Consider the following 25290-nt stretch of genomic DNA (forward strand, 5'->3'; position numbering starts at 1 on the left):
TTGCCGACTTTCTTGATTTGCACTTTACTTGATGAGAGACCGTTTTTCTTGGCCTCGTTTAGTCATAATCAGGAATGGTAGAAATGTGCAAATCCCTTAATAAATCGACAAGCTACTTTCCAGCCTTGATGCTGTTTTTATTGTTAACGCTAAAAGTCTCGGCAGCAGAAGAGGGTTTAGTTCAAGCAAGCATCTCATCGATACCAAGCAGCAAACCTTACCATTACTTTGTGTTACCGATTCCCAACTTCACTATTTCAAATCAGCTGGGCTTTGAACTCAGCCAATCAGGGAAAACACTCGACTTTAGCGCTTCGGCTCATCTTAGTTGGCCGCAAGTAGGAGGCGCTAAGTTTTATAGAGGCGTACTATTTAAGGTCGAAGGTTTGGATACTGGTGAACTTGAAATTCGCTGGGCAAAAAATCTCACAAAACCAAATGATGGAGTAAAACTAGAAGAAGCCCTATTGGTTGAGGCTAATTTTACTGAAAAATGGTTAAACTCAGCGCTTTACTCACCACTTATCTACAACGCAAACAATATCGATTGGGGTTGGTTTGATAACGCGTATTGGCGTTATGCTGCTTATAGCGGTGATGAGGCTCTTATCGCTGAGCTTAGTAAACCCAAAGACCCAGCGAAGAAAACGACGCTCCCCAGTAATAGCGCAGCGCCATGGCTATATGATAGGCCGTATACTTTCTATCAACTGTATTTTAAAACCGTCGACTCTCGTTGGAAAAAAACGGCTCACCAAAAAGCACAGTTTTTTATCAGTCAGTTAGATTCTAATGGAGACTTTTCCTTGAAGGGCTCAGCAGATCTTAAGTACATGCTAAGTGCTGGGCTGCTAATTGATTATTTGTTTTACCCTAAGCTGTCTACCAAGCTAGCGATTGAGAATATGACGCCGAAAGGGCTTAAGTGGCCAGCAACTTACAGCACCAAACTAGGGTTTTGGACCGAGCGGCACTTGTCGGTAGCGCTCGGTTTGGCACTAAATCAATGGGAGCTCGATAGCACTGCGCAATCGTTAAGCCGGATTGAGCAACTACTGAGTGGAATTAAACAAAATCTATGGGTGCCCGCTCCCGGACAGGGCGGCTGTTTAAAGCATAGCTTGAAGGCACACTCTAATAAAAACAGTCAAGAGATGGTGTGTTCCCCATGGATGAGTGCTTTGGTAGTAGAACAGTTGTGGCGTTATTTTTGGTTAACTAACGATCAGCAAGCGGCTCAATTGATTGTAGATTTTGCAGAAATGCTGCTTCAACAAGGGCTATATACTGTGGAATACAAAGGTAAGACTCTTTATATCCCAGATTATTTAGTGTTCTTTAAAAAATCTATTTTTCAAGACCGTAATTCTTGGACCGAGCGGCAACATGCTTGTGACGTAGTGGGCATGGTTTATAAGGCTGTATATTTGAAGCGTGAACGTGGCGAAGACGAGTTTTTATTAGACTTACTTGGGCAGGAACTGCTAAAAACGTGCGATGGAACGATGAATAAAAAAGGTAAAACCGCTGCTGGCCAACCGGCTTGGGCCTTAAAACCACTAAGAAAATTTAATTGGTGGTTTGCCAGTAACGGTTCGTTAACTTGGATCTTGAAACAATAACTCGGTGTTTTCAAACAAACCTAATTGCTGTTCTAGCGCCGCTCTTTCGCGAGTACAGCTAGCGTCAGCACACAAGACTGAAGCGGCTACAATAGCACTCTTACGCTTGCCTGCTAGTACCTCTGAAAAGCGCTGAGATCTAAGTGCGCCTCTATTGGCCACCAAGCCGTTAGCGCCCGCATAACTATAGGCTAACAGGGCTGGTTGATTAGCTCTTGAGCGAAAGTATACAAAGTTAGTGCGAAGGGTATTCTCAGTTTTTTTCACTCGCATATTCTCAGGCACCACTTCATTTAAATAAAATGATGCTTTGTTGTCTAAGCCAAGGCCACTAAATAAATACACCCATTGCTGTAGCTCTATATCATCTACAGAAAGCGTTTGATGCTCTACCGATTGGTATTGGCTCACTTGGAGAGAGCGATGGTAGAGGACTTCTGATGGTGTCTGCTGGCTGTTTAGCTGATTCGCATCAACCACTGGCCAATCCAATAGGCTTGGAGAGAAAACCAATAGAGCAAGAATGAAGTACGCAAATACTTTTGGTGAAGGCTGGCTTACTTCAACAGGTTTCGCTCGTGGTAAAGGATCTTCAGCGAGTTTACCGCCGACATAAAAAGCAAACAGCAAGTAAGGAATGTATAAATACCAGCCTAGATTATTATGGTCGTGAATTAAGTCACTTTGCATTTGGGTTTCGTGACCAACCAGAATAATAATGATGATACGTACCCAGTTAACCAATAACGCGCCGACCATACACACAACAAAAAAGGTAGCAGCTTTACGTGCGCCTCGAATATTAAAATAGATATACAACAAACATAAAAACAACGAAGTAATAAAGTAGCGCAAGCCACTACAGCCATTCGCTATCTCAAAACGACCTGAAGGAATAGACACCACATTGCCTTCAAAAAAGCTCGGTACGTGGGTATAGGCCATCACCATTTCTACAACATTGGTAGACAGTGTCTGCAGTGGTGGGGATAGAATCCCCCAAATTGGTGTAGCAAATAACATGACTAGAGCGTACACATATAAACTTTTGTGATGTTTAAATACGCTCAATAAGCTAAACAGTAATACGAAAGGGAGTAGGGCGCGCACCGGTAGACTAATTTGGCTCAAATACAGCAGCAGCTCTAAAGCTAGGCAAAGAATCAGAGGGATTAGCCAAAGACTAGGAGCTTGGCGAAACTGTAGTTCTTGTCGACAATCATAAAGCACATAAAGTGCTACTAAAGGAATGAGAAAGGCATGTGAGTAGGTGCCGTCATCAAAACTGTAGCGCCAAACATCCAATAGCACTGGCCAAAATAGCAAAGCAACTGATGCGGTAACCACTAAGACCATTATAGCTTGAAGATTACCGCTATTAGCGTGCTCTTGCCCTACATTATCTGGCTCCAAAAATTAGCGCCCTTTACCAAACAAGATGATCTCTGCGGTTCTTACTAGAATCAATAAATCCAGTAAGAAGCTGCGGTGCTTAATGTAATACAGGTCAAACTTTAACTTTTCTAAGGCATCGGCTTCAGTGCTTCCATATGGATACTTAAGCTGCGCCCAACCGGTTAAACCAGGTTTTACATTGTGACGTTGATTGTAATAAGGAATCGATAACACTAATTCTTTTACAAACGCTGGGCGTTCCGGACGAGGACCTACAAAGCCCATGTCTCCGATCAATACATTGTAAATTTGTGGTAATTCATCAATGCGGTATTTGCGAATGAAGTTGCCTACTTTTGTTACGCGAGGGTCTTCTTTCTGAGCCCATTTAGCGCCGTCTTTTTCTGCGTCGGTACGCATACTGCGGAACTTAAAAATATTAAATGGCTGACCGTTTAGGCCAATTCGCTCTTGCGAATACAGGACCGGGGCTTTAATACCTTCTTCTAGCTTGATCATAATGACAGTAATTAGCATCAGCGGCCAAGTTAGAGACAATACGATTAAGCCTAAAAAGGTATTACACACCCAGTCTAAAGAACTACGTAAGTAGTTGGTAGAGTGGAAACCGTTACTATAAATAACCCAAGATGGGTAAATAAGGTTTACTGCAATTTGCCCTGATTCACGCTCGATAAAGTCAATGATATCGGTAATTTCTACGCCGCGAAGCTTACATAGAAATAAGCTGTCCACTGGCAAGTTAGCGCGTCGCTCATCTGCGGCAATCACTATCTCTTCAATGCCATTTGCGAGAACATAAGATTCAAGCGGTTGGTCGAGTTCAAGGATGGTTTCACGTTTAATGCCGTCTTCAGAGTCACCAGGCATACTAATGAAACCTGCCATCTCAAAGCTAACTCGGTCAGACTTGCGGCGCATTCTCTTTTCAATAATGCTCGCGCGCTCACCTGCACCTAAAACTAGAATGCGTTTTCTGCCCATATGCTCGTATTGCATTTTCAAGGCGAAATAACGAATTGTAGTCAGGCCCATCATTACGGCTGCGTAAAGTAATTCACGGAAATTACCCGGCAATACATCAAGCGGCGTTAATACATATACAACCGAAGAGATAAAGTAACCTAAAGCAATACTCACTAACAGTCGACGAATGACTCCTCGAAAGGTTTCACGTATTTTTTGGTTGTATAAGCCAACAGAAAGGATGGAGAGTTGAATAGGAAAGGTAAATGCTAGGCAGTGCATCAATAAGATACCCTCACCGTAGGCAGGAATACCTTCAAAACCGCTGAAGCGAAGAAGCTCAACGCCGATGACAAAAACCCCAATGAGCAATAAAAATTCGGCGAGAATAATTGCTCTACTACCAGGATCTAGATTGTGAAATTTCGAACCAGCCACGCTTCTTCCTTGAAACAATTTAAATTTAAATTTTAAGATTGACCAGTATACCGAGATTTAAACACAGAGCCACAAAAAATCGGTTCTACTTGTGCGCCTTTAGTTAACAGCAGAATTGTTACCTTAGCTTTACATTTACAACGGCCTGAAGATAAATATCGATATATTAAAACTATTTAGCTCAAGAGATTTACAACATGCGTCCCCGCACACTATCATGGGAAAAAGGACTTTCTCAATCAATGTTATTTGATGGACACTCAGCGTAATGGATAGTGCTATGAAAAAACTAAATCAAGCGGTAGTTAAACTACTCTCGGTAATGGCGTTAGGGCTTTTCCTTAGCGCATGTTCACACAATTTACCCACCTTACCTAGTGCGTCGGTTAACCCTTCGCTCACCGAAAACCCCGCCGATTATAAATACTTGATTGGACCGGGTGATGAACTAAATATCTTTGTATGGCGAAACCCTGAAATTTCAGGCACTTTTATTGTTCGCCCAGACGGTATGGTTTCAACCTCTTTAGTGGAAGACCTAGAAGTGTCGGGTAAAACGCCGACTGAACTAGCCCGTCTTATCGAATCTGAATTGGCCGAATTTATTCGTGACCCGATTGTAACGGTAACGGTAGAAGGTTTTATTGGGCCGTTTAGCGAGCAAGTTCGGGTTATTGGTGAAGCCTTTGAACCGCAAGCCATTAACTACCGCGAAGACATGACACTGCTTGATGTAATGATTCAGGTGGGCGGTTTAACCGAGTACGCCGACGGTGATAATGCTCGTTTGGTTCGAGTAGTAAGTGGAGAGCAGCGCTCTTATAACGTGCGTGTAGGCAAACTAATACAAGATGGTGAGATTGAAGCCAATGTAGATGTTCTTCCTGGCGATATTATTATTATCCCAGAAGCTTGGTTTTAGTCGGAGTAGTCGTTTAAATGCAAGAGTTAATTGAGGATTTTTTGCAATACCTGCGAGGGGTATGGTTAAAACGCCGTTATATTTTAATCGCTTTGTGGATCATCTGCCCAATTGGTTGGATAGCGGTAACATTGATGCCAAATCAATATACTGCTGAGGCTAGGGTCTACGCAGACACTCGTTCGTTGTTGCAACCTCTGTTGAAAGGTTTAGCCATTCAGACCGATCCTAGTCAGGAACTGGCGATGATTGTTAAAACTTTACTGAGTCGTAACAACCTAGAGAAGATTGCTCGGGCGAGTGATGCTGACGTTCGGGTTAACAATAGCGCTGAGTACGATGAGCTATTAGATAATTTGAAAGAAAAGATCGACATCGATAAAACCCGCCGAGAGAATCTTTATACTATTACTTTCGTGGCCGATTCTCCCCAATATGTACGCGATGTTGTGCAAGCAGCGCTAGATGTATTTGTTGAAAATACTCTTGGAGAAAAGCGACAAGATACTGATACCGCTAATTCGTTTATTAACCAGCAAATTGAAGAATATGAAACACGCCTAATTGAAGCTGAAAAGCGCTTGGCGTCATTCAAACAAGAATACACTGCTTTCTTACCTGGTAAAGAGTCAACTTATTATAGTAACTTGGAAGGGGTTAAAAAGCTGCTTGAAGAAACCCGTTTGGAGCTAAGTGAAGCTGAAACCAAATTGGTGTCTGCACGTTCTCAATTGGCTAGCGAAGAGTTGTTAGCGTCACAGCAAACAGCCAGAGTTCGTACTGAGTTTGATGACCGTATTATCTCAATGCAAACGCGCTTAGATGATTTGCTGCTGCGCTATACAGAGCGCCACCCTGATGTGGTAGAGGTTCAGCGCCAGATTGAATCTTTGCAGAAGCAAAAAGACAATGCGATTACTACAGCTAAAACACCTGCTGCTATCGCGTCTGAGTCGGTCATTTACCAAGACTTAAAAATTACGGTGAGCCAGCTAGAGAATGAAGTGGCTTCGCTAAAAGTGCGTGAAGAGCGTCACGCTGAGAAAGTAGATACTTTGCAAGAACAGCTGCGTCAGGTGCCTGATGTTGAAGCGAAGTTAACTGGCCTAAACCGTAATTACGAAATCACTAAATCGAAATATGAAGATCTCTTGTCTCGTAGAGAGAGCGCGCAAATTTCACAAAGCGCCGGTAAAACAACCGATGACATTAAGTTTAGAGTGATTGATGCACCTCGCGTACCTCTTGTTCCTTCTGGGCCGAAGCGACCATTATTAATTGCTGGAGTATTAATCTTTGCTCTCGCGGTTGGCGGCGGTATGTCGTTTGCGTTTAGTCAAATAAATCCTGTGGTATCAAGCCTACAACAGTTATATCAGCAAACTGGCTATCCGGTGCTGGGTGTGGTTTCGGCGACTGAAAGTTCTGGGTTGATGAAAATAGAAAAGCGCAAAATGCGGCTATTTGTCTTATCAAATACCGTTTTGTTATGTGGCTTTGTAGGGTTTATGGTGATTAATTTGCTACCCGGATTACACAATAAGATTATTGCAGGGTTAGGTGGAGTAGGTTTGCTATGAGCACGATAGAAAAAGCAATGGGTAAGCTAGCAAAGCAAGCCCAAGCCAATCAAGCACCAATAGATATCCCTGCAGCAGAGCAAGCTGCAGTTCCTGAAACTGAGGCTGCGACAACGACAAGCAAAAGAGTCGATAAACCGGTTCTACAAATTGATTCAGCAGTACTGAAACGTTTGGGTATGTTGTCTGACATTCGCTCTCGCGAAACCAGAATGCTTAGCGACGAGTATCGCGGTATTAAACGTAAGCTGCTTAAAAATGCTTTTGAGCCGGGGTTAATCCCACAAAACAAAAGTAACCTGATAATGGTGACTAGCGCTAACCCAGGTGAAGGTAAAACTTTCACCTCAATTAACCTAGCGCTTAGCTTAGCCTTAGAAAAAGATAAAACGGTGTTGTTAATTGACTCCGATGTGCTTAAACCGACGGTGAGTAAAACCTTAGGCATTGGCCAGCACATGGGCTTAATGGAGTATTTGCTAGGGCAAACCAATGATGTTGCTGATGTGATTTATCACACCAATATTCCTAATCTAAGAATTATGCCTGCCGGCATGCCGCATCACTTGAGCAACGAATTGTTAGCGAGTGAAAAAATGCGCTCTCTGACTCAAGAGCTGAATAGCCGTTATTCGGATCGCGTTGTATTGTTTGATAGCCCACCAATATTAGGCGTGAATGAAACCGTTGTGTTGTCTAACTTTATTGGTCAGGCAGTGGTAGTGGTAGAGCAAGATAGTACTAAGATGGCGGCAATTAAATCAGCGGTATCGCAGTTTAGTGAAGAGCTGGCGATTGGTTACGTATTGAATAAAGCAGTGCACGGAAAAACAGGGACTTACGGTTATGGCTACGGATACGGCTATGGATATGAGGAAGAACGCAGCGCCTAGTGTTGTTCTTGCGCTTGCTATCGCTTTAGGACTGTCTACTTCAGCTTATGCTGCTGAAGTGCAGTTTCGCCCTGAGATTGGTGCCGAGTTAGTTTATACCGACAATGCGGGTTTAAGTGAGGAGTCTCCTGAGGCTGGCGAAATCGGTATTTTGTCTGCAGGCATCGTATCTGAAGTTATCGGTAAAGACGGAGAAATATCCTTAGACTACCAAGCTCGTCAAACCTACCATTCCTATGACTCAAACAAAAACCAGCTCTACCATGAGTTGGATTTTGCTGCTGACAAAAAATTAGGTAAATCAGGTTTTAGTGTTGATGCGATTGCATCGATTGATATTTTGCCAGCAGAAGTAAGCAGTAATGCCATTACAGATATTATCTCTGGGGATTTAATTCAAGGTAGTGAGCTAGGTTTAGGGTTGAGTTACCAGTCCAATCGCCGTAAATGGATAGATCTAAGCGCTCGAGCGGGTGCAAGTTTATATCGTTACGAAGATGACCGTGGTAACAATAATGATTTTGACGGCTCTTTGCTGTTTAAGAATGGCCAAAAGGTTAATACTGTTTTCTGGTTAGTGGATTCGAGTTATATCAAACGCGAGGCACGCGGTAACTCTAAAGAAACCGAAAACGTAAAGTATAAAGGTGAGTTTGGTCTGCAACAGCGTTCTGGCTTCAGCCCATTTATCCGTTATTACGCAGAAAGCTACCTAGAAGGCGTGAGTTCTTCTGAAAAAGTCGGTGAATCTGAAAGCTGGGGCCCAGCTATTCGCTATTTTCGCTCACGCTTAAGTTACTTAGAACTCAGCTATAACTTTTCCTTAGATAAAGATAAAAACGATGATTATGTAGGTACCGCGCTAAACTTGGAACCTAACCGTCGAACTAAGCTGTTTTTCGAGTACAGCAAACGCTTTTACGGCAACGCTTATGAGTTCACTTTTAACCACAAAAAGCGCCGCGTAACAACAGACATTAGCTACATTGAAGAGCCAACCAGTTTTGACCGCCGTTTCTTTGTAGAAGGTGATAGCGTAGAAGAGCAAAAGTTAGATAAAACATTTCGCTGGAACACTGATTTAAATTTACGTCGGTCAGGCATCGATGTTGAATTGCGTCATCAAACTCGCGAAGGCTTGCGCAGTGATAGTGACTTTATTAAAGACATTACCTACGGTGGCGGTATTGGCCTTGACCACAAGCTTAGTCGTAATTTGACCATAGCCTTTGGGTTTGATTACGATCACTACACATTTGACCGCCTTAACGGCACTGACCAAATTGATAAATATAGCCGCTATGATTTATCTTTAAATCAAGACCTTATCGAGGGTTTCTTTCTCACGTACCGCTACCAATATACCCATCGTAGCTCAAATACTGCAGGTAGAAACTATGACGAAAACCGAGTATCGATTAACGCGACTAAGCAGTTTTAAGCATGTATGAATCTTTTTTTGGCTTAAGTGATAAACCATTTAAGCTTAGCCCAGACCCTAAATTTTTCTTTGCTAGTCCGCACCATGACCGCGCAGTGTCTTATCTACGTTATGGCCTTTCGCAAGGAGAGGGCTTTATTGTTGTCACTGGGCCAATTGGTACCGGTAAAACCACCATCGCCCGTAGTTTATTGGCCTCAATTGATGACTCGATTGTTGCCGCGCAAATTGCCACGACCAAGCTTAACCCAGACGAGTTAGTACGCTTAGTTGCCGCACAGTTTAATATTGACGTAGAAGGGCTCAATAAGGCCGATATTCTTAAACGTTTTGAGCAATATTTATTAACCCTAAACAAACAAGGCAAACGTGCTCTATTGGTGGTGGATGAAGCTCAAAATCTGCCTGCTGAAACAGTAGAAGAGCTGCGAATGCTGTCTAATTTTCAGCTCAATGATAAGCCCTTGTTCCAAAGCTTTCTATTAGGGCAAGAAGAGCTTAAGCCGATTATTGAATTACCTGAAATGGAGCAGTTTAGGCAGCGAATTATTGCTTCTTGCCACCTTCAGCCATTAGATGCGGAGCAAACTCAAGGTTATATTCTGCATCGTTTAAAACAAGTCGGCTGGAACGAAAATCCAAAATTGGATGACGATATTTTTCAACAAATTGCAGACTTTACCAAAGGGATTCCGCGGAAAATTAACATTTTTGCTGATCGCTTGTTTTTGTATGCTTTTCTTGAAGACCTCCATACTATTTCACATGCTGATGTTGCTTCAGTGATTGAAGAAATGGGGGGCGAGCTTTCTGGATCGCTACAAGGTACGCCAGAACAACAAGGTGTTTCAGATATTGACGAAGTGCTCGGGCGCCAATATGAAAGCGCCATGGATGGGCAAAATCTGGCTCGCGGTGCAGTACTTAGTGACAATCAAATTAAAGCCAACCTATTGGACGTGTCTAGTTACCTTGAAGAAGTGGTGCTGCGAAAGATAAAAATCATTCGCTACTTAGATAAAATGATCGAAAAGAAGCGCAAAGAAATCGTTGAGTTAAGCGAAAACAATTAGGCAAAGCCGCACGCTTTTATAAATACTCCCTAGTTAATACATGGAAGATCTCATTTGAGTATTATTGTTGGATTATTGGGATACAGCATAGCTGCAGTGGTGTATTTGCTGTTTAGTTTGCTGCTGTTAACGACCGTACAAAGCGGTTTTCAACGTAAAGCTCTCAGCTGGGTGGTATTTTTTACTCTGCTTTGGGCCGCCGTTGGGGCCTGTCAAATTCGGTTCGCCTTCCCCTTAGGCTACTTTTATGCGGTTGAAACTATCCGTAATGGTTTATGGTTTCTACTGCTTTACGCCACCATAGCTCCTCGCTTTGAGCTAACTAATATGCTTAACGGCCCATGGCGCAGAAAAGGTGTTCTTCTCGGGCTACTCATTACCGCTTGCTTGCAACTCTTCGTGGCGATTAGCAACCTACCGTTAAATCAGCTTTGGCTGGTAACTCAGTTAGCGCAAACCGTTATTGGTTTATGGCTAATAGAGCAGCTTTACCGCAGAATTGAAGTCAACGCGCGCCCAACCATTAAACCAATGTGTTTAGGCCTTGGTGGCATGTTTGCTTTTGATTTTGCCTTATATGCGAATGCACTGATCACATCGGGGATTTCTTTTGATTTTTGGAGTTTGCGCGGTTTTGTTGCCGTTCTCGCAGCCCCATTAGTGCTATTAAGCGCGCGTAGAATTAAGCGTTGGTCTACCAAGATTTACGTTTCTCGTGATGTTATCTACCACAGTACCTTACTGCTAGTGGCTGGTGGTTACTTACTCATGATGGCGCTTGTGGGCTATTACATTCGCTATGCGGGTGGTGATTGGGGAAGCATGGCACAAAATGGTTTCTTTGCTTTAAGTGCCCTGATACTGGTGAGTTTGTTTTTATCTGAGCGTTTGCGTAAGCAGCTTAAGGTGCAAATTACTAAACATTTCTTTGCTAATAAATATGAGTACCGCGAAGAGTGGATGAAGTTTGCCGCCGTTCTGGAAGAAGACGGTGTATCTCCTTATAACATTGCACTAAAAGCCATTAACCAACCATTTGACTGCCAATTTGCTAGCTTGGCAATTATTGAGAACGGTCGTTTTACGGTGAAATCTTGTTATAACGTCGCAGATGATGACCCACAAGTTTTACTGTGTTTAGAGCACTTGGCCTTCCAAGCGATTGAACATCAATGGATCATTGATATAGACGAATTGAAAGAAGACTCTAGCGTTGTACCGTTTACGGTTTCCTCTGAGATGCTGCAACAAGTCAGTAAGTTTAGTTATTTGGTTCCCACTAGCACTGGTGAAGGGTTTAAAGGGGTAATTCTATTATCATCACCTACCGCTATCCACAGCGTTAACTGGGAAGACCGAGATTTAATGCGCGCGATTAGCCGCCAGTTAGCAGTATTCCTAAATTTGCATCGCTCTAACTTAGCGCTAGCCGAAAGTCAGCAGTTTGATACCTTTAATCGCATGTCGGCTTATTTGGTTCACGATCTAAAGAACGTGTTGGCGCAGTTGCAGTTAATGTCTAAAAACGCTATTAAACATAAACACAATCCAGAGTTTATTGATGATGCATTCGAAACCGTAGATTCGGCGGCAAATCGTTTAGCTAAAGTAGTGGCGCATTTAAGTAAAAAGCAACGGGTAGATACTGTGGTCGCTCCCTTTTTATTAAAAAAGGCACTGCAGCAGGTCGTAGAGTCGCGTTCAATGGGCCAACCTAAGCCGCAGTTACGTTTTTCTTTAGAAGACGACTTTGAGTTAGTTGGCGACCAAGAGCGTTTTATTAATGTGCTTTCTCATTTAGTACAAAATGCTCAAGACGCTACTCAAGCCTCTGGCGAGATTATGATTAAAGCGAGCTCTCAGGACAAAGATTGCATCGTAGAGGTTGAAGATAACGGCGAAGGGATGAGCGTAGAGTTTATTGATACGCGCTTATTCAAGCCATTTGATACCACCAAGGGTAATGCTGGCATGGGTGTAGGCGCCTATGATGCAAAGCGCTTTGTTGAAGAGCTGGGTGGGCATATACAAGTTAAGAGTCATGTAGGCGAGGGAAGTTTATTCCGCTTGTTTCTACCAATTCATAAAATTTAGCTGGCAGTTGCTGCGAGCTTGCGTAAACGGATGAAATAAACATGGAAACGTTACTGGTTGTTGAAGACGACCCAGGTATTCAAAAACAGTTGAAATGGAGCTTTAGCGACTACCAAGTAATTATTGCTGGTGATCGTAAAGAAGCGATCACCGCATTAAGACGTTACGAACCTAAAGTGGTGACCTTAGATCTTGGTTTACCGCCCGATGAAGCCAACGCCAGTGAGGGTTTAGCAACTCTCAAAGAAATGCTTGAGCTAAACCCTAAGCTTAAAGTCATTGTGATTACCGGCAACGAAGAGAAAGACAATGCGCTTAGCGCTATTGCTATGGGGGCGCATGACTTTTATCAAAAGCCAATTGATGACGATACTCTCTCGGTTATTATCGCTCGCGCCTTTTGGGTCGCCAATATTGAGCTAGAGAATGAAGCGCTAAAAGGGGCTTCTTTAGATAACAATGGCTTTTTGGGTAACTCGCCAGAGGTTCAAAAAGTGTGCCGTATGGTAGAGCGTATTGCTCCTACCGAGGTCACTACCTTGTTGCTAGGCGAAAGTGGTACCGGTAAAGAAGTTCTTGCGAGAGCTATTCATCAGCAAAGCCCTCGTAAAGACCAACCATTTATTGCCATTAACTGTGCATCTATTCCAGAGAATCTGCTGGAGAGTGAATTGTTTGGTTTTGAGAAAGGGGCCTTTACTGGGGCACATAAAACCACTGAAGGAAAGATTGAGTGTGCCAACGGCGGCACCTTATTTCTCGATGAAATTGGTGATATGCCATACCCCTTACAAGCTAAAATTCTACGTTTCCTACAAGAAAAAATTGTAGAGCGAGTTGGAGGGCGTAAAGAGATCCCGGTGGATGTGAAAATTGTTTGTGCAACCCACCAAAACTTGCAGAACATGGTTGAGCAAAAAGAGTTCCGCGAAGATTTGTTTTACCGAATCAGTGAAATCACCATCAATATTCCGCCATTGCGAGAACGTGGAGAAGATGTGGTGTTATTGGCGCGGGCTTTTTTGCAGAGCTACAATAAACAAATGCAGCGTAATATTAATAATTTTAGCGATGATGCCATTACGGCTTTAACCAGCCACCGCTGGCCAGGCAATATTCGAGAGCTGCAAAACAAAATTAAATCAGCAGTGATTATGGCAGACAACAAGCAAATCACCGCAGAAGATTTAGCCTTGCCTATTGGTGATGAAGAGCAAATCAAGCTCGCCTTAAACTTACGTCATGTGCGTGAGGCTGCCGAGAAACAAGCTATCAATAAAGCATTAGCCTTAAGTAATGGGAACATTTCTAATACCTCTGGCTTGTTAGGCGTAACTCGACCTACCTTGTATTCTTTATTAGAAAAGTACGGATTAAAAACCGACTAATTCATAAAGTAACATCAACACTCAAGGCTGCTAAGCAGCCTTATCGCAACAAACAATTGGGCCCCTGATGGACAATTCGCAAACAGAAATGAATATATTAGTGACTCCAGAAATGGCCAATTTCTCGGGTAAAATGCATGGTGGCGCCATGTTGAAAAAGCTTGATGAAGTGGCCTATACCACTGCCATTCAGTATTGCGGTAATTACGCTGTAACGCTGTCGGTAGACCAAGTGCTATTTAAGAACCCAGTTGAAATTGGCGAGTTTGTAACGTTTCTTGCGTCGGTGAATTATACCGGCCGAACCTCAATGGAAATTGGCATTAAGGTCATAGCTAAAAACCTAAAAGAACAAACCGTTCGCCATACACATTCGTGTTTCTTTACCATGGTAGCTGTAGACGACCAAGGTAACTCTGCGGAGGTTCCACCATTAAAGCCCGCAACCGAAGTCGCCAAACGCCGCTTTAGTGATGCCTTGCGCAGGCGTCAGCGCCGAATGGAAAAGGTGTAATTAATTTTACTAGTGAGAAAGAAAAGGCCTGCATTAGCAGGCCTTTTTGTTTAGCTTGGTATGTTAATTAATATCCATTTATTCGGTCGAAATATTCAGGCAAGAACAAGGAAATTTGCGGAATATAGGTAATCAATATCAGGAAGAACAGCAGTAAACTAAGCCAAGGTAAACAAGCCTTAATCACCCAACCCATACTCTTGCCAGTAATTCCCGCGGTCACAAATAAATTGAGCCCAACAGGGGGGGTCAACATTCCAATCTCCATATTCACCACCATAATAATCCCTAAGTGAATGGGATCGATGCCCAACTGAGTGGCAATGGGAAACAGTATTGGCGCCATAATCAGCAATATCGCCGACGGCTCCATAAAGTTACCGGCAATCAGCAGTAAAATATTCACTACTATCAAGAATGCCCAAGGCTGTAGGCCATGAGCCACAATCGATTCGGCAATCATATGCGGGATGCGCTCGGTAGTAAGCACGTGAGCAAACAACATCGCATTGGCAATAATGAATAGCAGCATAATGCTGACTTTGGCCGCATCTTTGATCACTTGGCGCACTTCTGGGTCGGTCACAGACTTGATTATGCTGATAGGAAACAACATCAAATTACGGCTTGTGGCTGCCGTCATGCTTTCGCCTTGATTTCGCCATGCTTGGTCTTTGATTGGCCCAATGTCTCTATAGCCAAATACCGATACTAAAAAAGCATAAATAGCGGCTACCGAGGCTGCTTCGGTGGGGCTAGCAACACCGCCATAAATTGAACCTAGTACAATAACAATCAGCATTAAGCCGCCGGTCGCTTTAAGTGCAGAAATGCCCCATTGGCGAATACCAGGGTAAGCCTGAGCAGGTAAGTTTTTAATTCTGGCCACAATGTATATGGCTATCATTAAAATGCTGCCCATCATCAGGCCCGGTATAAAACCCGCCATAAACATGCGCGAGGCCGATACTTCGGTAGCCGCTGCGTAAACCAGCATTACAATAGAGGGCGGAATTAGAATGCCCAAAGTGCCAGCGTTGGCGATAACACCTGCTGCTAGTGATTCAGGGTAGCCTGAGCGCACCATGCCCGCGATAACAATAGAGCCAATCGCTGCCACTGTTGCTGGGCTTGAGCCAGATACCGCAGCAAACAACATACAGGCCAGCACTGAAGCCATGGCTAAGCCGCCGCGAATGTGGCCAACACTGTCCATGGCGAAATTAATCAGCCTACGAGCTACCCCGCCTGTAGATAAAAATGCTGAAGATAAAATGAAGAAAGGGATAGCAAGTAAGGTGTAGTGCTCTGAAGTCGCTTCAAATAGTTTTAACGCCACCGAGGCTAACGAATCGTTAGAAAATAATAGTATGGTGGTCATGCTGGCGAAACCAAGCGCAATAGCGATGGGCATGCCAATAATCATGCATACAAACAGTAAGATAAATAAGGTGAAGGTAGTCATGGTCAGTTCCTTTGCCGCAAGCGCTTATTGTTTTTTTAGTTCGTCGGCCAATTGCATACTTTCTTTGGCCTCATCGGCGAGGTGGAAACCATCTTGCTGATTCGTCACAACTTTCCATCCCACTTCTAAAAAGCGGATCAGTAGCAACACAAAGCCGATAAACAACACACTCATGGTCTTCCATTTCTCTATGGGCAAATCTTCCATTTCAATGGCTATGCGCTGCAACTTGCTGAGGTAAACCCAAGAGCCATACATAAATAAGCAGCAGTAAAATAAACATAGGGTTAGGGCGACTAAGGTGAGCCATTTTCGTTGGGTAGGTGGCAATACCTTTACAAAGGCGTCTACGCCAATGTGGGCGCCTTCACGCACACCCCAGCTAGCCCCAAGCAGCACTAACCAAGCCGAGCAATAGAGAGTGACCTCTTGTACCCAGTGAATGCCAGCGTTGAAAACAAAGCGCATAATCACTTCAACAAATACCAGCAGGGTCATAGTCACTAACAAAAAAGCAATGAAGTTTTCTTCAAAGCGTCGAAACCAAATCACAAACTTCATGGGATATCCTTATCAGCACACCGAATACTTTTGGGGACACGGTGAAGGGCGCAGAGCGAGGGGTCTCTGCGCAAGCTGTTTTATTGGTTAGCCGCTACTGCAGCATCGATAATGTTTTTGCCAATTTCACCTTCAAACTGCTGCCAAACGGGTTTCATAGCTTCTACCCATTGCATGCGTTGTTCAGGGCTTAAAGAAATAACTTCAGAGCGTTTAGAGGCCATAATGTTAGCCTTATCTTTATCCGCTTTTTGCGCCGCAATTTGGTTACCGTGAGCCACCGCTTCGTCTAGCGCCGCTTTTAGTTCAGTGCGAATATCGTCAGGTAACTCAAGCCAAAACTCGGCTGATGTAACGATCAGGTAATCCAATACCCCATGGTTAGATTCAGTAATGCTGGCTTGCACTTCAAAGAATTTTTTCGAATAGATATTCGACCAAGTGTTCTCTTGACCATCAATGGCACGGGTTTGTAATAGGGTAAATACTTCTGAGAAAGGCTTTTTCAGAGGTACAGCATCTACTGCTTCAAATTGGGCTGCCAATACATCTGAGGACATAATTCTAAATTTTTTGCCCTTAGCATCTGCCGGTGTGTAAAGCGGTTCATTAGCCGATAACTGCTTCATGCCATTGTGCAAGTAACCTAAACCTACAAGGCCTTTGCTTTCCAAAGATGACAATAACTCTTGGCCTTCTGCACTGGCTTGAAAGCGTTCAACGGCAGCCATGTCTTGGAACAAGAATGGGAGGTCAAATACTTGTAGCTTCTTGGTGTATTTTTTAAATTTTGATAAGGAAGGAGAGATGAGTTCAACATCGCCCAGTAACAAGGCTTCTAGCTCTTTACCATCACCGTAGAGTTGCGAGTTAGGGTAAACCTTCACCTCTACTTTACCGGGTAAACGTTGGTCGACTAACTCTTTAAACTTTAAGGCCATTTGGCCTTTGGGGGTGTTTTCTGCCACTACGTGTGAAAATTTAAGCTCAATAGGCGCTGCATTTACTACGCTAGCCAAAGCTAAACTTAATGCTGTGAGCGTGCTTGCCAATAATTTCATTTTTATCATCCTTGTGTAGGGTAAATTGCTTACAACGCTACAGCTCATAGCAAAGCTTAAGCCAAGAATGATGAGTGTAATTAAGTGTTTGATATATAATGATTAACTGGCGGGTAAGCGGGTGGCTGAGTATTTGTGGCTAAAAATGTGGGGGGATATCCCCCCAAGGCATTTTAGCTAATGGGGGGAAAGTGACCCATTAATCTTCTTTATAATCGCCTTTCTCAAGTTGGTATTTTTTCATCTTTTCATACAGGGTTTTACGGCCTATTTGTAGCTCTTCTTGAACCACTTTTAATTGGCCTTTATGGCGCTGCAAAGCGTCTTGCAATAAGGTGCGTTCAAAACGGAATAGCTGTTCGGCAAGATTTAAACTTTGTTGATCATTATTAGCTTCGTTAAATGCTGCATCTTCGCCCATAAGCACCCACCTCTCGGCGAGGTTTCTTAATTCCCGCACATTGCCTAGCCAATCATGGTGAATTAGCTCAGACAACCGTTGTGGGCTTATTTCAGGGCTATTCAGTTGGTAGCGTGCGGCGGCAACCCGTAGAAAATTCTCTAGTAATAAGGGAATATCTTCACCACGCTCCCTAAGCGGTGGGATCTGCACTTCTACTACATTGAGTCGATAGTAAAGATCGCTGCGAAATTCACCTTGCTCACCTAAGGTTTTTAAATCACTTTTGGTGGCGGCAATGACTCGCAAGTTAAGCTGCGTGGCTTGATTACTGCCCAGTGGCTCTACACTACGTTCTTCTAGCACCCGCAATAGCTTTATCTGCAAAGCCATTGGCATGCTTTCTATTTCGTCGAGAAATAGTGTGCCGTTATTGGCAAAGGCAATCTTACCTATCCGTTTCTTTTGGGCGCCCGTAAATGCCCCCGCTTCGTGGCCAAACAGCTCACTTTCGATCATGGTTTCGGGAATCGCCCCACAGTTAATGGCCACAAAAGGGTGTTTGGCTCTAACGCTGTGGTCATGTAAAAAACGCGCGATTAGCTCTTTGCCAGTACCTGTTTCGCCATTAATTAATACGTCTGCGGGCGTATCTTTAATATGACTGAGTATTTTACGCAGCCGAACTATCGACGGAGTAGATCCTAAAATGCGCGGACCTGGACCACTTTGCGCATCTAGCTCCGCTTTTAGTTCGCGGTTCTCTAGGGTCAGTCGGCGTTTTTCTAGGGCCCGTTGCAGCACCTCTAATAGGTGGCTAGTGGAGAAGGGTTTTTCTAAAAAGTCGTAAGCACCATCACGAATGGCTTTGATAGCCATTGATATATCGCCATGACCGGTGAGCAAAATGATCGGTAAATCGGCATCTATTTGATGAGCCCGTTGCATCATCTCTAGTCCACTCAAACCAGGCATATTTATGTCGGAGATAATAACCCCTGGCCAAGTACGCTTTATTTGCCTTAGTGCTTGTTCGGCACTTTCAAAGCTTAAGCATTCGTAGTCTTCCAGCTCTAAGGTTTGCTTTAACGAGCGCAAAATATCAGGGTCATCATCGATAATTATGACTGGGGTATACACTCTCACCTCTTATTATTGATTAGTAGCTGGTGGCGTTTGAACGCGCAAACGGATGACAAATTCGGGACCTATACCGGGCAAGTTACGTACGCTAAGTTCACCATCAAAAGATTCAATTAATCGTTTTGATATAGCCATGCCTAAACCCAGGCCTTGTTTTTTGGTGGTGAAAAAAGGCTCAAAAATTCGTTTGAGTTGCTCATGACTTAGCATTGGACCATTGTCCCAAATAGCAATGCATTGCCAGTCACCTTCTTGATATTGGCGGATCCCCAAGCGCGCCTGCTGAATATTTTCTAAGGCGTCGATGGCATTGTTGATGAGGTTGATAAGCACCTGCTCTAATTGAATGGCATCGGCTTTAACCCACTGTTGGTCTTGGCCGCTAAATTCAATTTTTATTTGATTGGAAACAATTCGATTGGCCAAAATGGATAAGGCCGCATTAATGGATACTGCACTAGACACTGCGCTGGTTTGGCCTTGGGATTTACGGGAGAAAATCTTAAATTTAGCAATCATTTTGCTCATCATTAAGGTGAGCTTAAGAATATCTTGTAGATTGTGGGTGACTTGCTGATGCTGCTGTTTTTCTTGAAAGCGCAAAGCATTTTCGGCGTAACTTTGCATAGCGGTGAGTGGCTGGTTTAATTCATGATTAATACCCGCCGAAAGCTCTCCCAAGGTAGCTAACTTAGCCGCTTGCACCAGTTCATCTTCGGTTTTCTTTAGCGTGCTTGCGGTGCGTTGATAATCGTCAATGGCCTGTTGTAATTGGCGGTTACTGCTGGTGAGTTCTGCAGTACGCAGCTGAACGCGGGTTTCTAATTCTTGATTTATTTCAGTTTGTAATTGGCGCCTAGCTTGCAGCTGACGCCAGTATAAATAAAGCAATACCAAACCCAAATAGAATAGCGAACTTAAGAACAGTGCTTCGCCAATGTCGCTGCTATAACCTCTATCTTCCGACAAGGCATATAAGCGCCAGCCAGCCGTGGGTAATACTCGAGTTATACTGTTGTAGTCTATCCGTTGGCCGCTGTAGTCCGGCAAGTTAATACTGTTTTCATGTAAGCTTTCGGCCATGTTTGGCAGTTTATTATCACCGTACTGGCGTGAGTTAATAAGCTGTTGGCGCAGTGATTCCGGCAACGGTTTTATGCTGTTGTATAGCCAATGAGTTTGGGAGGCATAAAACACCACGCCGTGTTTGTCGGTAAGCAAGTATTCGAAATTAGGGTCTCGCCAACTCTTATCAATGATATTGAGGGCGACCTTCACAACCAATACGCCAATGACCCGCTGCTTAAGCATGACCGGTGCAGAGAAGTAGTACCCACGTACGCCAGAGCGAGAACCAAGCGCAAAATACTGACCGTACTTGCCTAAAATAGCGGTTTGAAAATAGGGTCGGTAGCTATAACTACTGCCCACAAAAGAACGGGCACTTTGCCAGTTGCTAGAGGCTAACGTGGTACCGGAGGTGTCTAATAAGTAGGTGACATCACTGCCTTGCAGCTGATTAACCTGCTGTAAATAAAGGTTAAGAGCGTGGCGGCGTTGGCTACTCAAATTAAGGCTCAGCGGCTCAATAAGCTGCTGTTGTATGGCAAGTACTTTAGGGAAGTTTCTAAAACGGTCCAGTTCGTGTTGAATACTGCGTTGTAAACGCTGGCTTTCTTCGAGTAATTGGCGTTGCTGTTGCTGTTTCGCTTGATACTGAGCGGCAACACCAGCAAGCAGCATAAGGGTTAGCCAGCCTAGTAACAATACTAGCTTTTGTCCTAAGGAGAGTTCGTTTTTCAGACGCTGTTCCATAGCAAGCCAATCCACTCATTCAATAACATTAGCTTATAAAAGATTTCAGCATAATGCTGATTGTTCAGTCACATAGTGTAAATTGTGAGCGAAAATGGCAGCTGAATAAGGCCGTATATTACCTACGGTTATAAAAAATCCCGTTTTATTCTTTATTGTGGTGACTCAAGCTTGGGTAGACTAGCTGCAATTGTGATTCTAGGGTGCGATAAAAAATGTTGTTAAAGGAACTTTCGTCATTGGCTAGCCCACTGTCTGAGCAACAGGTTAGCCTGCTGCAACAGGCTACGGCAGAGCTATCGGTAACTCAGCTGGCATGGGTAAGTGGTTACCTTGCCGGTGTTGGACAAACAGCCGGGCAAATTGCGCCGTTGGCCTCAGCACAACCTGCTGGCAAACTCACTATTTTGTATGCTTCGCAAACGGGTAATGCCAAAGGTGTTGCTGAAGAGTTAAAGGCGGCTGCGCTAGCAAAAGACATTAATGCTGAGCTAGTTAACGTGGCTGACTACAAAGCGAAAAGCTTGAAAAATGAAACTCACTTATTGATTGTTGCCAGCACCAACGGCGAAGGCGAGCCACCTGATGACGCGATTGAGTTTCATGAGTTCTTAGCTTCTAAAAAAGCGCCAAAACTAGATAACCTAAAATACAGCGTTTTAGCGTTAGGTGACTCTAGTTACGAGTTTTTCTGCCAAACCGGTAAAGATTTTGACGAACGTTTAGCCGCCTTAGGTGCCGAGCGTGTCGCTGAGCGTGTTGATTGTGACGTTGATTACGACAAAGATGCCGACGCTTGGACCTTAAAAGCATTAGATGAAATTAAGCAAACCTTAAGTGCAGAGCCAAGTGGTTCGGTAGTTAGTTTGCCAGTGAATGCACCTGCAGCCAGCCAGTTCAATAAAAAGAATCCTTATGCCGCAGAGTTAAGCTTAAGCCAAAAAATTACTGGCAGAGATTCAGCTAAAGATGTTCGCCATGTAGAAATTGATTTGGGCGAGTCAGGAATCCAATATCAAGCGGGTGATGCACTCGGTGTATGGTTTGAAAATGATAAGTTGTTAGTTGAACAAATTATTGCTCGCCTTGGCTTAGCGGCGGATGAAACGGTTAGCCTTGATGACCAGCAACTCAAACTGGCTGAGGCCTTAGCCGAGAAACTAGAAATTACCCAAACTAGCGGTGCTTTTGTAGAAGCATGGGCCAATTGGTCTGCTAGCAAGAAATTGCAAACAGTGATTGCTGATAAAGATAAGCTACGTGAGTATGCGGCTAGTCATCAAGTAATTGATGTATTGCTTGAGAAAAAAGCCAAGGTAAGTGCTCAAGATTTTGTAGACGCGCTACGCAAGCTAACGCCACGTTTGTATTCTATTGCATCTGCCCAAGCCGAAGTGGAAGAAGAAGTACATTTAACGGTGGGTGTTGTCAGCTACCAAAAAGGTGATGAGCAGCGCTTAGGCGGAGCATCAGGCTTTTTAGGTGCGCGTGCGGAAGAAGGCGCACAGGTAAAAGTGTTTGTTGAACACAATGACAACTTCCGCCTGCCGAGCAACTCAGATACCCCAGTGATTATGGTGGGGCCTGGTACCGGTATTGCGCCGTTCCGCGCATTTTTACAACAACGTGACGCCAGCGATGCTGAAGGCAAAAACTGGTTGTTGTTTGGTGACCAAACCTTTACTCAAGACTTCTTGTATCAAACAGAATGGCAGGGTTACTTAAAGTCTGGCTTGTTAACCAAGTTAGATGTGGCGTTCTCGCGTGACCAAGCTGAGAAAATCTACGTTCAAGACCGCTTGAAAGAAAACGCCGCTGAGGTTTATCAATGGCTAGAAGAGGGGGCGCACCTCTACATTTGTGGTGATGCAAATCGCATGGCGAAAGATGTTCACCAAGCCCTCTTAGAGATTATTGCAGAGCAGGGCGCTAAAAGCCCAGAGCAAGCAGAAGAGTATTTAAAACAGTTACGCAGTGCTAAGCGTTACCAAAAGGATGTTTACTAATGAGTTCGGATCTAATTGTTGAAGGCAAGTTGTCGGATAATGAGCGCCTAAAGCGAGAAAGTAACCTTTTGCGTGGCACTATTGAAGCAGATCTTGGTGATCGCATTACCGGTGGATTCACCGCTGATAACTTCCAGTTAATTCGTTTTCACGGCATGTATCAACAAGATGACCGCGATATTCGAGCAGAGCGTACTAAACAAAAATTGGAGCCGCTGCATAATGTCATGTTACGGGCTCGTATGCCGGGTGGCATTATTCAGCCAAAACAATGGTTAGCCATTGATAAGTTCGCCGCAGACCACACCATGTATGGCAGTATTCGCTTAACTACCCGTCAAACTTTTCAGTTTCATGGTGTATTAAAACCGAATATTAAATTAATGCACCAAACGCTGAACAGCATTGGCATTGATTCTATCGCTACTGCCGGTGATGTTAACCGAAACGTACTATGTACCAGCAACCCAGTTGAGTCTGAGCTGCACCAAGAAGCTTACGAGTGGGCCACTAAAATTAGTGAGCACTTATTGCCTAAAACTCGTGCTTATGCAGAGATTTGGTTAGACGGCGAAAAAGTAGAAGGTGGCGAAGAAGAACCAATTTTAGGTTCGAATTACTTACCGCGTAAATTTAAAACCACGGTAGTAATTCCGCCGAGTAATGATATTGATGTACACGCAAACGATCTTAACTTTGTGGCCATTGCCGACAATGGTAAATTAGTTGGCTTTAACGTGCTGGTGGGTGGTGGCTTAGCCATGACTCATGGCGATAAGTCTACTTACCCGCGCCGTGCTGATGATTTTGGTTTTGTGCCTTTAAACAAAACCTTAGAGGTAGCTGCTGCAGTAGTGACGACTCAGCGTGACTGGGGTAACCGAGTTAACCGTAAAAATGCTAAAACCAAGTACACCCTTGATAGAGTAGGCATTGATACCTTCAAGCAAGAAGTGGAGAAGCGCGCCGGGATAGCATTTGAAGAGAGCCGTGCTTATGAGTTTACTTCTCGTGGTGATCGTATTGGTTGGGTAGAAGGCATTGATGGTAAACACCATTTAACCCTATTTATTGAAAATGGCCGCTTGTTAGATTATCCAGAAAAAGCCTTAAAAACAGGCGTAGCGAAAATTGCTGAGATCCATAAAGGGGATTTCCGCATGACCGCTAACCAAAATTTGGTTGTGGCCGGCGTTGCGGCTAAAGATAAAGCCAAAGTTGAAAAACTGGCTCGCCAACATGGTTTAATTGACGATGGTCATAGCCCTCAGCGTTTCAACTCAATGGCTTGTGTGGCATTTCCTACCTGTCCCTTAGCAATGGCAGAAGCTGAGCGTTACCTACCAGGTTTGGTTGATGACGTAGAGCAGCTGCTGGCTAAGCATGATATGAGTGAAGAACACATCATTCTACGGGTTACTGGCTGTCCTAACGGTTGTGGTCGTTCTATGTTGGCCGAAGCAGGCTTAGTGGGCAAAGGCCCTGGTAAGTACAATTTATATTTAGGTGGTAACCAAAGCGGAACACGTATTCCAAAACTCTATTTAGAGGGTATTGGTGAGCAGGAAATCTTGTCTGAATTTGACGGATTAATAGCGCGCTGGTCTAAGGAACGTGAGCAAGATGAAGCTTTTGGTGACTTTGTTATTCGTGTAGGTATTGTCGCTGAAGTAAAAGTAAGCGTTAGGGATTTTCATGACTAACTTCGATTTAGAGCAATTGGCTGCGCTTCCTGTTGAAGCGCGTATTGCTGAGTTATCTGATGTAAACAAAGAACTTGAGGGCATGACTGCTCAACAGCGCGCTGCTTGGGCCTTAGATAATCTGCCACAACAGGTGGTGTTAACCTCTAGTTTTGGCATTCAAGCTGCGGTGAGTCTGCATATGCTGACTCAGATTAAACCTGATATTCCGGTTATTTTAACCGATACAGGCTATTTGTTTCCTGAGACATATCGTTTTATTGATGAGTTGGCTAGCCGCTTAAACCTTAATTTGAAGGTGTATAAGTCGCAGCAATCAAACGCTTGGCAAGAGGCGCGCTTTGGCAAGCTTTGGGAGCAAGGCGTAGAGGGTTTAAAGCAATACAATACCTTAAACAAGGTAGAACCTATGCAACGTGCTTTTAAAGAGCTCGAAGTGAGGAGCTGGTTCTCTGGCTTGCGTCGTAGTCAATCTTCAACCCGTACTGATTTGCCAGTATTGCAGATTCAAAATGGTGCCTTCAAAGTACTACCGATTATTGATTGGACCAATAAAGACGTGCACTACTACTTAAAAGAGCACAACTTGCCTTACCACCCTTTATGGGAAGAAGGTTATGTATCGGTGGGTGATGTGCAAACTTCGCAGCCGTTGCAAGCGGGCATGACGGAAGAAGATACTCGCTTCTTTGGCTTGAAACGTGAGTGTGGCATTCACGAAGAGGTGGCTGGAAGCGGTATTTAAACGGCTACCAATACCAAAAAAACGCGGCTTAAGTCGCGTTTTTT

General features: G+C 43.9%; 19 protein-coding genes. 12 read left to right on the forward strand and 7 right to left on the reverse strand.

The genetic code is table 11. The annotated features are described in order from the left end of the window. Positions 1–83 precede the first annotated feature (83 nt). Complete coding sequence (locus Q4549_RS19310; RefSeq protein WP_303554026.1) at positions 84–1622, forward strand: hypothetical protein; 1539 nt, start codon at positions 84–86, stop codon at positions 1620–1622. Here the strand turns inward: Q4549_RS19310 and xrt are convergent. Next, the gene (gene xrt, locus Q4549_RS19315; protein WP_303554024.1) at positions 1599–3035 is read right to left on the reverse strand and encodes an exosortase; all 1437 of its coding nucleotides are present in this window, start codon (positions 3033–3035) and stop codon (positions 1599–1601) included. The genes Q4549_RS19310 and xrt overlap by 24 nt on opposite strands. Before the next feature lie 3 nt (positions 3036–3038). Beyond that, on the reverse strand, positions 3039–4442 hold the full coding sequence (locus Q4549_RS19320; RefSeq protein ID WP_137673931.1) for a TIGR03013 family XrtA/PEP-CTERM system glycosyltransferase: 1404 nt from the start codon (positions 4440–4442) through the stop codon (positions 3039–3041). Positions 4443–4722: 280 nt separating this feature from the next. On the opposite strand from Q4549_RS19320, the gene Q4549_RS19325 reads away from it, so the two are divergent. From Q4549_RS19325 to Q4549_RS19360, 8 genes are all read left to right on the forward strand, one after another. After that, positions 4723–5364 carry an XrtA/PEP-CTERM system exopolysaccharide export protein gene (locus tag Q4549_RS19325; protein ID WP_303554022.1) on the forward strand — a complete coding sequence of 214 codons (642 nt, stop codon included), beginning with the start codon at positions 4723–4725 and terminating at the stop codon, positions 5362–5364. 17 nt (positions 5365–5381) lie between these two features. Next, positions 5382–6944, forward strand: a complete 1563-nt coding sequence (locus tag Q4549_RS19330; protein ID WP_303554020.1) for an XrtA system polysaccharide chain length determinant — start codon at positions 5382–5384, stop codon at positions 6942–6944. Beyond that, positions 6941–7837: an XrtA-associated tyrosine autokinase gene (locus Q4549_RS19335; RefSeq protein WP_303554018.1), complete on the forward strand. Its 897-nt coding sequence runs from the start codon at positions 6941–6943 to the stop codon at positions 7835–7837. Before Q4549_RS19330 ends, Q4549_RS19335 begins: the two co-directional genes overlap by 4 nt. Beyond that, positions 7791–9278: a TIGR03016 family PEP-CTERM system-associated outer membrane protein gene (locus tag Q4549_RS19340; RefSeq protein ID WP_303554017.1), complete on the forward strand. Its 1488-nt coding sequence runs from the start codon at positions 7791–7793 to the stop codon at positions 9276–9278. Before Q4549_RS19335 ends, Q4549_RS19340 begins: the two co-directional genes overlap by 47 nt. Before the next feature lie 2 nt (positions 9279–9280). Continuing rightward, complete coding sequence (locus Q4549_RS19345) at positions 9281–10351, forward strand: XrtA/PEP-CTERM system-associated ATPase (protein WP_303554015.1); 1071 nt, start codon at positions 9281–9283, stop codon at positions 10349–10351. A gap of 54 nt (positions 10352–10405) precedes the next feature. Further along, positions 10406–12445 carry an XrtA/PEP-CTERM system histidine kinase PrsK gene (gene prsK / locus Q4549_RS19350; protein WP_303554013.1) on the forward strand — a complete coding sequence of 680 codons (2040 nt, stop codon included), beginning with the start codon at positions 10406–10408 and terminating at the stop codon, positions 12443–12445. 41 nt (positions 12446–12486) lie between these two features. Beyond that, positions 12487–13833 carry a PEP-CTERM-box response regulator transcription factor gene (gene prsR / locus Q4549_RS19355; protein ID WP_137673938.1) on the forward strand — a complete coding sequence of 449 codons (1347 nt, stop codon included), beginning with the start codon at positions 12487–12489 and terminating at the stop codon, positions 13831–13833. 67 nt (positions 13834–13900) lie between these two features. After that, positions 13901–14347, forward strand: coding sequence for an acyl-CoA thioesterase (locus tag Q4549_RS19360; protein ID WP_137673939.1), 447 nt, complete (start codon positions 13901–13903; stop codon positions 14345–14347). Positions 14348–14414: 67 nt separating this feature from the next. Here Q4549_RS19360 and Q4549_RS19365 read toward each other — a convergent pair whose 3' ends face one another. From Q4549_RS19365 to Q4549_RS19385, 5 genes are all read right to left on the reverse strand, one after another. Beyond that, positions 14415–15812, reverse strand: a complete 1398-nt coding sequence (locus Q4549_RS19365) for a TRAP transporter large permease (protein WP_303554008.1) — start codon at positions 15810–15812, stop codon at positions 14415–14417. Positions 15813–15836: 24 nt separating this feature from the next. After that, the gene (locus Q4549_RS19370) at positions 15837–16373 is read right to left on the reverse strand and encodes a TRAP transporter small permease (protein ID WP_303511934.1); all 537 of its coding nucleotides are present in this window, start codon (positions 16371–16373) and stop codon (positions 15837–15839) included. An 80-nt stretch (positions 16374–16453) separates the two neighbouring features. Further along, positions 16454–17434: a TRAP transporter substrate-binding protein gene (locus Q4549_RS19375; protein WP_303554007.1), complete on the reverse strand. Its 981-nt coding sequence runs from the start codon at positions 17432–17434 to the stop codon at positions 16454–16456. Between the two features lie 199 nt (positions 17435–17633). Beyond that, a complete protein-coding gene (locus Q4549_RS19380) occupies positions 17634–18974 on the reverse strand; it encodes a sigma-54 dependent transcriptional regulator (protein WP_303554005.1) in 1341 nt (446 codons plus the stop codon). Between the two features lie 12 nt (positions 18975–18986). Beyond that, positions 18987–20792: an ATP-binding protein gene (locus Q4549_RS19385; protein WP_303554003.1), complete on the reverse strand. Its 1806-nt coding sequence runs from the start codon at positions 20790–20792 to the stop codon at positions 18987–18989. Positions 20793–21007: 215 nt separating this feature from the next. Between Q4549_RS19385 and Q4549_RS19390 the strand changes: the two genes are divergently transcribed. Genes Q4549_RS19390 through Q4549_RS19400 form a run of 3 tightly spaced genes read left to right on the forward strand, consistent with a single transcriptional unit; the run spans position 21008 to position 25246 of the window. Then, positions 21008–22798: an assimilatory sulfite reductase (NADPH) flavoprotein subunit gene (locus Q4549_RS19390; protein ID WP_303554001.1), complete on the forward strand. Its 1791-nt coding sequence runs from the start codon at positions 21008–21010 to the stop codon at positions 22796–22798. Beyond that, entirely contained in the window at positions 22798–24501 is a 1704-nt protein-coding gene (gene cysI / locus Q4549_RS19395; protein ID WP_303553999.1) for an assimilatory sulfite reductase (NADPH) hemoprotein subunit, read from the forward strand. Before Q4549_RS19390 ends, cysI begins: the two co-directional genes overlap by 1 nt. After that, complete coding sequence (locus tag Q4549_RS19400) at positions 24494–25246, forward strand: phosphoadenylyl-sulfate reductase (RefSeq protein ID WP_303553997.1); 753 nt, start codon at positions 24494–24496, stop codon at positions 25244–25246. The genes cysI and Q4549_RS19400 overlap by 8 nt, the downstream gene beginning before the upstream one ends. Positions 25247–25290: the final 44 nt, after the last annotated feature.

It is taken from the genome of Agarivorans sp. 2_MG-2023, from assembly GCF_030548085.1.
Taxonomy (GTDB): Bacteria; Pseudomonadota; Gammaproteobacteria; order Enterobacterales; family Celerinatantimonadaceae; genus Agarivorans.